Source organism: Barnesiella sp. An22, assembly GCF_002159975.1.
GTDB lineage: Bacteria > Bacteroidota > Bacteroidia > Bacteroidales > Barnesiellaceae > Barnesiella > Barnesiella merdigallinarum.
Genome location: NZ_NFJR01000029.1, coordinates 1 through 6,664, shown reverse-complemented (window position 1 = coordinate 6,664; position 6,664 = coordinate 1). Strand labels below are relative to the sequence as shown.

The 6,664-nt window shown below is 38.6% G+C and carries 1 protein-coding gene; it reads left to right on the top strand.

Going from position 1 to position 6,664, the window contains the following annotated elements; all coding sequences use genetic code 11:
• Window positions 1-230: 230 nt before the first annotated feature.
• The coding region (locus B5F38_RS13805; protein ID WP_087409703.1) for a RecQ family ATP-dependent DNA helicase at window positions 231-6,664 on the top strand (6,434 nt) is incomplete at its 3' end.

Genomic DNA, 6,664 nt, shown 5'->3' with positions numbered 1-6,664 from the left:
GGGGCTCCGAAACGGAGCCGAAAATATAAAAAGATGAGTTCGATCGGAAAAATTACCGGGACAGTCTGCCGATTGACTCATAATGACGGAATTAAACGACTGTCCCTATATTATTATCAAAGGGGACGTAAAAAAACGACGCAGTACACAACGGCACCACGCCTAGCCCCAAAAACCATTTAAGTTCATTAAAGTAATCACTTAACTATCTACTAATATAGTCAAGAAGCATGACGGGGAAAATTGCATTAAAAGATATTGTCGAACTAAAGGGTTGTTCGACTAAAGAGTTTATCAATCTTGCATCTGAAAAAGGCATCACTATCTCCAATGGAGAGGATAGTGAGTTGTCTCTCGCTGAGTTAAGAATAATAGATCCTTCGCTAGCCTATAAATTACGGTATAATAAGCAGAAGCGACAGACTACAGCTAAACAGTACGTATATCACCAAGAAAACAAGGAAACTAAAAAAACTAGCAAATTCTCTCAAATAATTCTTCAGTCATTTGAAAGTTTGGACTCTCCCTCCATAGATACACAAAATACAACACAGGATGATTCAGGTATTCAAAAGAAAAACGCTGTGCTACAAGAGCTTGTGTCATTGGTAAATTACGCTGATATGATATCCATTGAAGAAGTTCATGCAATACGTCAAAAATGGGAAGATTGTGGCCTGGTGAGAAGTAAAGAATTATATAAGAAATATGAATTCGCACTCAAAAATCTATACGCCCGTCTGTCTATAGAACCATCTATTCTGGCAGCTGAATATCAATCTAACCTTAACAAGAAAATTAGAATATGTGAGAATCTAGAGAGTATTCCAGAGAATACCAATGTTGCAAAAGTTGCCAATTCTTTGTATATCCTGACACTACAATGGCGTGATGCCGGCCCTGTCGAAGAGAAGGATAGAGATCAGATTAACGAGAGGTATAAAAAGGCCAAAGGCCCTTTGAATAAAAGAGTTCAGTTAGAAAAAGTCAAATCAAAGGAACCAACACCAAAAGAAAAAGAGGTCATAAGTTCCACAGTTCGTCATATCGGAATTGTTAAATTTTACGACAGCTTAAAGGGCTTTGGGTTTGTTATCACAAATAACTATGGATTAGACAACGACAATAAGAATCACCTTAAGGAAATTTTTATCAATTCGACTAGTTTTGTGGGTTATTTTAAGCCCAACGAACAAGATTGGATTGTATTTGATGTAGAAGAATCCAAGCGAGGTCCTCGAGCAATTAATTCAAGGCCTCTATCTGGATTAAAAGAAGACTTAATCTTAGCATTGGGATATATAGGCGAGTTTGCAAAGATTCAAGGTCGCGATAACAAAGGAGAAAAAGTCTATAATCAAGACATTCTCCCTTACGTTTATGAATCCTATTGGGCTAAAGACAATAAGCCTTTGGAGTTCTTGAACACAATGATTGGATACTTTGATTCTCTACAACCTGAAAAACAGACAGATTTCATTAGTGCGCTACTTTCTAACGAAGCAACATGTTCGGTTATAGAAAATCTCCTTGAGAAATATGATAAATCGCTCCCTCCATCCCACATCATTGATATACTGAAAGAAAAAATAGTTTCTGCTATTTTCAAAGGAGACACCCCGAAGTGGTCCAAAATCACGAAACTCGTTAATGGAGGGTTGGATATCTCTCCGTACTATCCTTCTTTATTGATGAACTTAACTTCTGGCACTACAGTTTCGCCGGACGAGAAAACATTCCTGCTTAATTTAGGCCATGACCGGGTTCGGGCGCTTATTAGGTCGAGAGAAATCGCTGATATCCCTGAATACTTTATATATTTCTTATTCACCAATTTCAGGGATAGTTTTGTATCATTTTTTGAAGTGAACGACAACTTGTCTGATAAAGAAAAAGTTTTTTTATTCCTAGCAGACAATGATTTTAGTCATATTTCAGAGATTGATAACTGGAATCAAATGATTCCCTGGATTGAGAGCCAAGAATCAAGTATCGTAACGCCTCTAATTAATGGGTTCATTGAGAATGTAGACATAACAACAGATAATGTATTCCGTCATTTCAGCACTTCCGTTTTTGTTAATATTATGGAGGGAAAGAATGAGGTCGAGAAAATACAATTCTTGCAACTATTACCCGAGCAGCTAGCCACTGATATCGTGATCAAACACTTTGTTGGGACAGATGTTTTCGACACTATTATAGGAGAGCGATGGAAATCCGTAAAGGCAGACATCTCTTATGTCGTATTTGATCTGGAATCCGACGGAGAGAGTATCAGGGAGTTTGCCTTCAAACAGGAAGAGAATATTCGTATCTATCAAGGAGAAGATCAACTAAAGTCCTTATTACGAGCTCTAAAGAAACAAGATGTTATTGTCGGTCATAAGATAAAAGACTGGGATTTAAATATCTTGAAAAAGAAAGGTCTAGAGACAAAATCATATATATGGGACACTCTCGAAGTTGAGATTCTGTTAAATCCATGCCGTTACGCATATTCTCTACATACGCAACATAACGCAAAAAGTGATACAGAGTTAGCCGACAAACTATTCTGGAATCAATTATTCCGGCTTTCACAGGACCAAGACTTGTGCAAATCACTCTCATCGCTATTACCACCTACTATTAATGATATATTGATACAACTCCAAAAGCCTTACTTTGAAATGCTATTCAGAGATAACGCATTGGACTCAGGACCGTTGTTCCAAGAATTGTCTGAAATCAGCGATGAACTTCAAGCACAATTAGAAGTCATTGATTCCTATTCCAGTGATGGCAAAGTCTTGATTGTTTCTCCAAGAGCTCTATGGGGAAAGCTCGGACAGTATATCAGTTTATCATTCGTTGACCAATCAGATGCGATTGATTATAAAATTCTTTCCAAAGAGAAATTATCCTCCAATCCAATGAAGGACGTTTTCCTGCAAACAATACTTACAAGATTTCTGGAGATGTCGAAGACCCCAGTTATAACCAACATAGCACAATATCTTAGATACAACTATTTCTCTGATGAAATACTGTCACAGTATATTTGCGATGAATTATTCGGGAACATTGTTTGCTGCGATATTGATAGCTTGAACAACTTACCTCAGCAGGACGGTTATAACCATATATTTTTCGTTGGATGTGAAATGGACGGGCGCTTATGTCAATATTCTCTGCCACAACTTTTAAACACATCTGATTTCATCAGCAAGAATTGCTGGATTCCCATGAGGATGGCCGGAGCAAATTACATGATTGTATCTAGTGAGGAACAACGTTTGTTGGACATCAAGGGCCTTCCAGATGATGTCGCCAATGTTTGGGTCGAACGTCAGCCCAATGGACAGTATCAAATCAATTATAATTTCAATTACGAAAACCGTATTTCCAAGCTTAAAGAAGATAATAAGGAAGCTACTATCGAGTATGTATCTTGGGATTTGGCCAGAAGTACGGAACGGAAAAATAGCATTATCTTGGTTAATTCGACATCCAGAGGTCATTTCGTAGCTTCTCAAAACCGAGTCGGTCCGGCTTCTCGTTACAGATCATTGTATTGGGCTACCCAATTGAAATTGTTACAAGCTATACATGAACAAGAGCCGGGGACCCCTATCGTATATGTCCTTGATAATAATTTGGAGTTACTTGCTGTCGAATCCCATGCAAGACAATTAGGCTTTTATATCCCGGACACAGGCTCCATGGCTCGTAAACTGGAATTTATATGCAAGCACAACAACGGTCTTCTGATTATCGACAAGAAACAATTTGGCGCCGTTGCCGGGCTAAAAGAATTTACGCGTTATGTGTATGTTTGGGATAATCTAGCTGTAGACAAATGCCGAATGATGTGGACCGGGAAAATGCCGTTTGGAGACGAAGCAAATGCGGAAAAAGACGATGTTCAACAGCAGTTGGCTATTACAGATGCTACGCCCAAGACCTGCCTACTGGCAACATGGCCTACCATCGAGTTCCAAAATAAATATATAGAAGCAAATAATCCTGAATCGAGACTGTATATTATAGATCCATATTTAGATGATTTCGGAGACTTGGCTGCCGCCTGGAATACAGGAGTTTTCAGTCCAAAACTATGGACAAGTAAGGAGAAATATGAGAATGACATAAAGCAAGCATTAGCATTTTATAAAGACTTCAATTCATTTGAAAGCACTACAGATACCTCTGAAAATAATCAGATTAAAGAGGCAATGGAAACCATTCGAAAAATTTTCCTTCCTGCGTATGAATGGAGAGAAAACCAACTGGACGCCTTACCTGCCATCCTATCGAGGAAGAATGATTGTTTGATATCTATCCCAACTGGAGGTGGTAAGTCTATTCTATTCCAAGGTCCTGCACTGTACCATTCAGCATTCACAAACAGACTCTCTATTGTTGTCACTCCTTTGAAGGCCTTGATGGAAGATCAAATAAGTAAATTACATAATCCCCAATTGGGCTTCTATACGAATGTAGACTACTTGAACAGTGATCGCAGTCAGGGAGAGATTCAGCAAATATACAGAAAGGTCAAAGGAGGAGAGCTTGCACTACTCTATGTTACTCCAGAACGATTCCGTTCCAAAAGTTTTTTGAACGCCTTACAGACCCGTATTGCTAATGACCATGGACTTGAGTACTTTATTTTTGATGAGGCCCACTGTATCTCCCAGTGGGGACAGGAATTCCGGCCGGATTATTTGAATGCCATTAAGTGGTGCATGGAACTCAAAAAGAGTTACCCACAAAGTTGCATTACATTATATTCGGCTACTGTCACAAAACAGATACAAGATGAAATTGCCAAGTTCCTGCCAGATGTCCAGAGATACGGTCAGAAAGAAGAAGATTACAATCCTATACGGAGCCACATTGGGATGTCTTTTGTCAATGTAACCAACGATGACAGTTCTAGAATTAAGGCGATTATCGAGTACATTCAACAAAATAATATCGATCCCACAAAGAGTCGAATGCTCGTTTTCTGCAGGACAAGGATGCAATGTGAATTATGTGCCACTTATTTGGAAGAGCATATGTCCGAATTTGGCTTCTCTTATGACAATGAGGGTCGCTCCCCAATAGGTTTTTTCCATGCCGGTATGGATGCCGATGACCGCGAAGATGTCTATCAGCAGTTTAAATCTGGCAACATAGTAGTATTGTGTACCACAAAAGCCTTCGGGATGGGAATGGACATTCCCAACGTCCATTATATTGTGCATTACTCTCCACCTTCTGTTCTTGAAGACTACCTACAAGAGGTTGGACGTGCCGGAAGGGAAAAAGAAGACTACGAAGCTGCAGGTTTTGTCGGGGACAAGTTACTCCCGACAATTTGCTTAGTATCAAAAGAAGATTTCAAAAAGGCAAAGGAACTCTTAATAAAGAGTATGCTTAGTTGGTCTAACCTCAACGAGATCAGAAAGTCCATTCTTGATTATATCAAGCCGCTGCAAAGTATCGAACAAACTCAGAAGACTCCGATAGTCATTCCTCAAAATCTTTGGAAAAAAGACAAGTTTGATGACTCTTATACAGATTTCAAGTTGGGAATGTACTGGCTCGAAAACATGGAGCGAATCAAAATGGGATTCTTGTGTCCATCACATGTAAATGTTTCAATAACAGATAAAAATGTTATATCCCAAGATTCTGGGAACTTTAGGACTACAACTAATGCTTATAAAGTATACGATTACATCAAGAATCACTATAAACCACTAAAAGAAGGCTTAATTCAAGTATCTATCAATGACTTAAGATGTGAAGTAAATCTTGGATATCAAGCCGTGTTGAATACACTGATAACCTGTACCAAGAAAAAATGGCTTAGACTAGAGCAAGATATCCGCTGCGAAATATCTATGACCAGAAGTAGTGAAACTGCATTCTGGTTGAGAAACAATACAAATATCGCTTTGGATATCATATTTGCTGCAGCTATCAAACTTCTATCTAGTCAGAAAGCTCATAAAGAATTTGTAATTGATGGAGCTTTGAGGAAACTACTTCTAAATGAAACACTAGAAGAAAATAAGATAAATACAAAACCTCGAACGCGGACAACAAGAGGCGGGAAAATAATAACAGAGCAGTATATGCTCTGGTATGATGAAGAAAAAGTAAAAACTAAAAACATTGGCCTCGCCATAGCAAAGAATTACATGGCAGATTTGTTACGAAAACGGGCAAAGCATATCTTTACAGTTCTTGAGCTACTCCCTGGCGTGAAGGTCCGTTCTTTTCTTGATACAGAATCGAAAGAGATCAAGCAGGTCGTTTCGTATGAAAATACGACTTGTCTATCCTATATCAAGGAGCTGAAATCTGATTGCCGAAAATTTCTAAAGTACCTTGATAATAAAAATAATATATTAACTGAAAAATCAGGCAAGATTAACTGGGCAGATTGTCTCATAGATCTTAACCTTGATGGGAAAGGATATGGGTATCTTGATGACATCATTCATATACTGCGAGTCCTCGGTTATGTTAATTCAGATAGACTTCTTCCTGTAGGCATCGAGGTTTACACAACAACGAAATCAGAACTGCCAATTCGCGAAAAAATCAAGCCGGATTCATTAGATGACAGAATCCGACAAGACTTCGAGCTTATGAATAAAATGAGGAAGATTCGACTAGCTGCAAT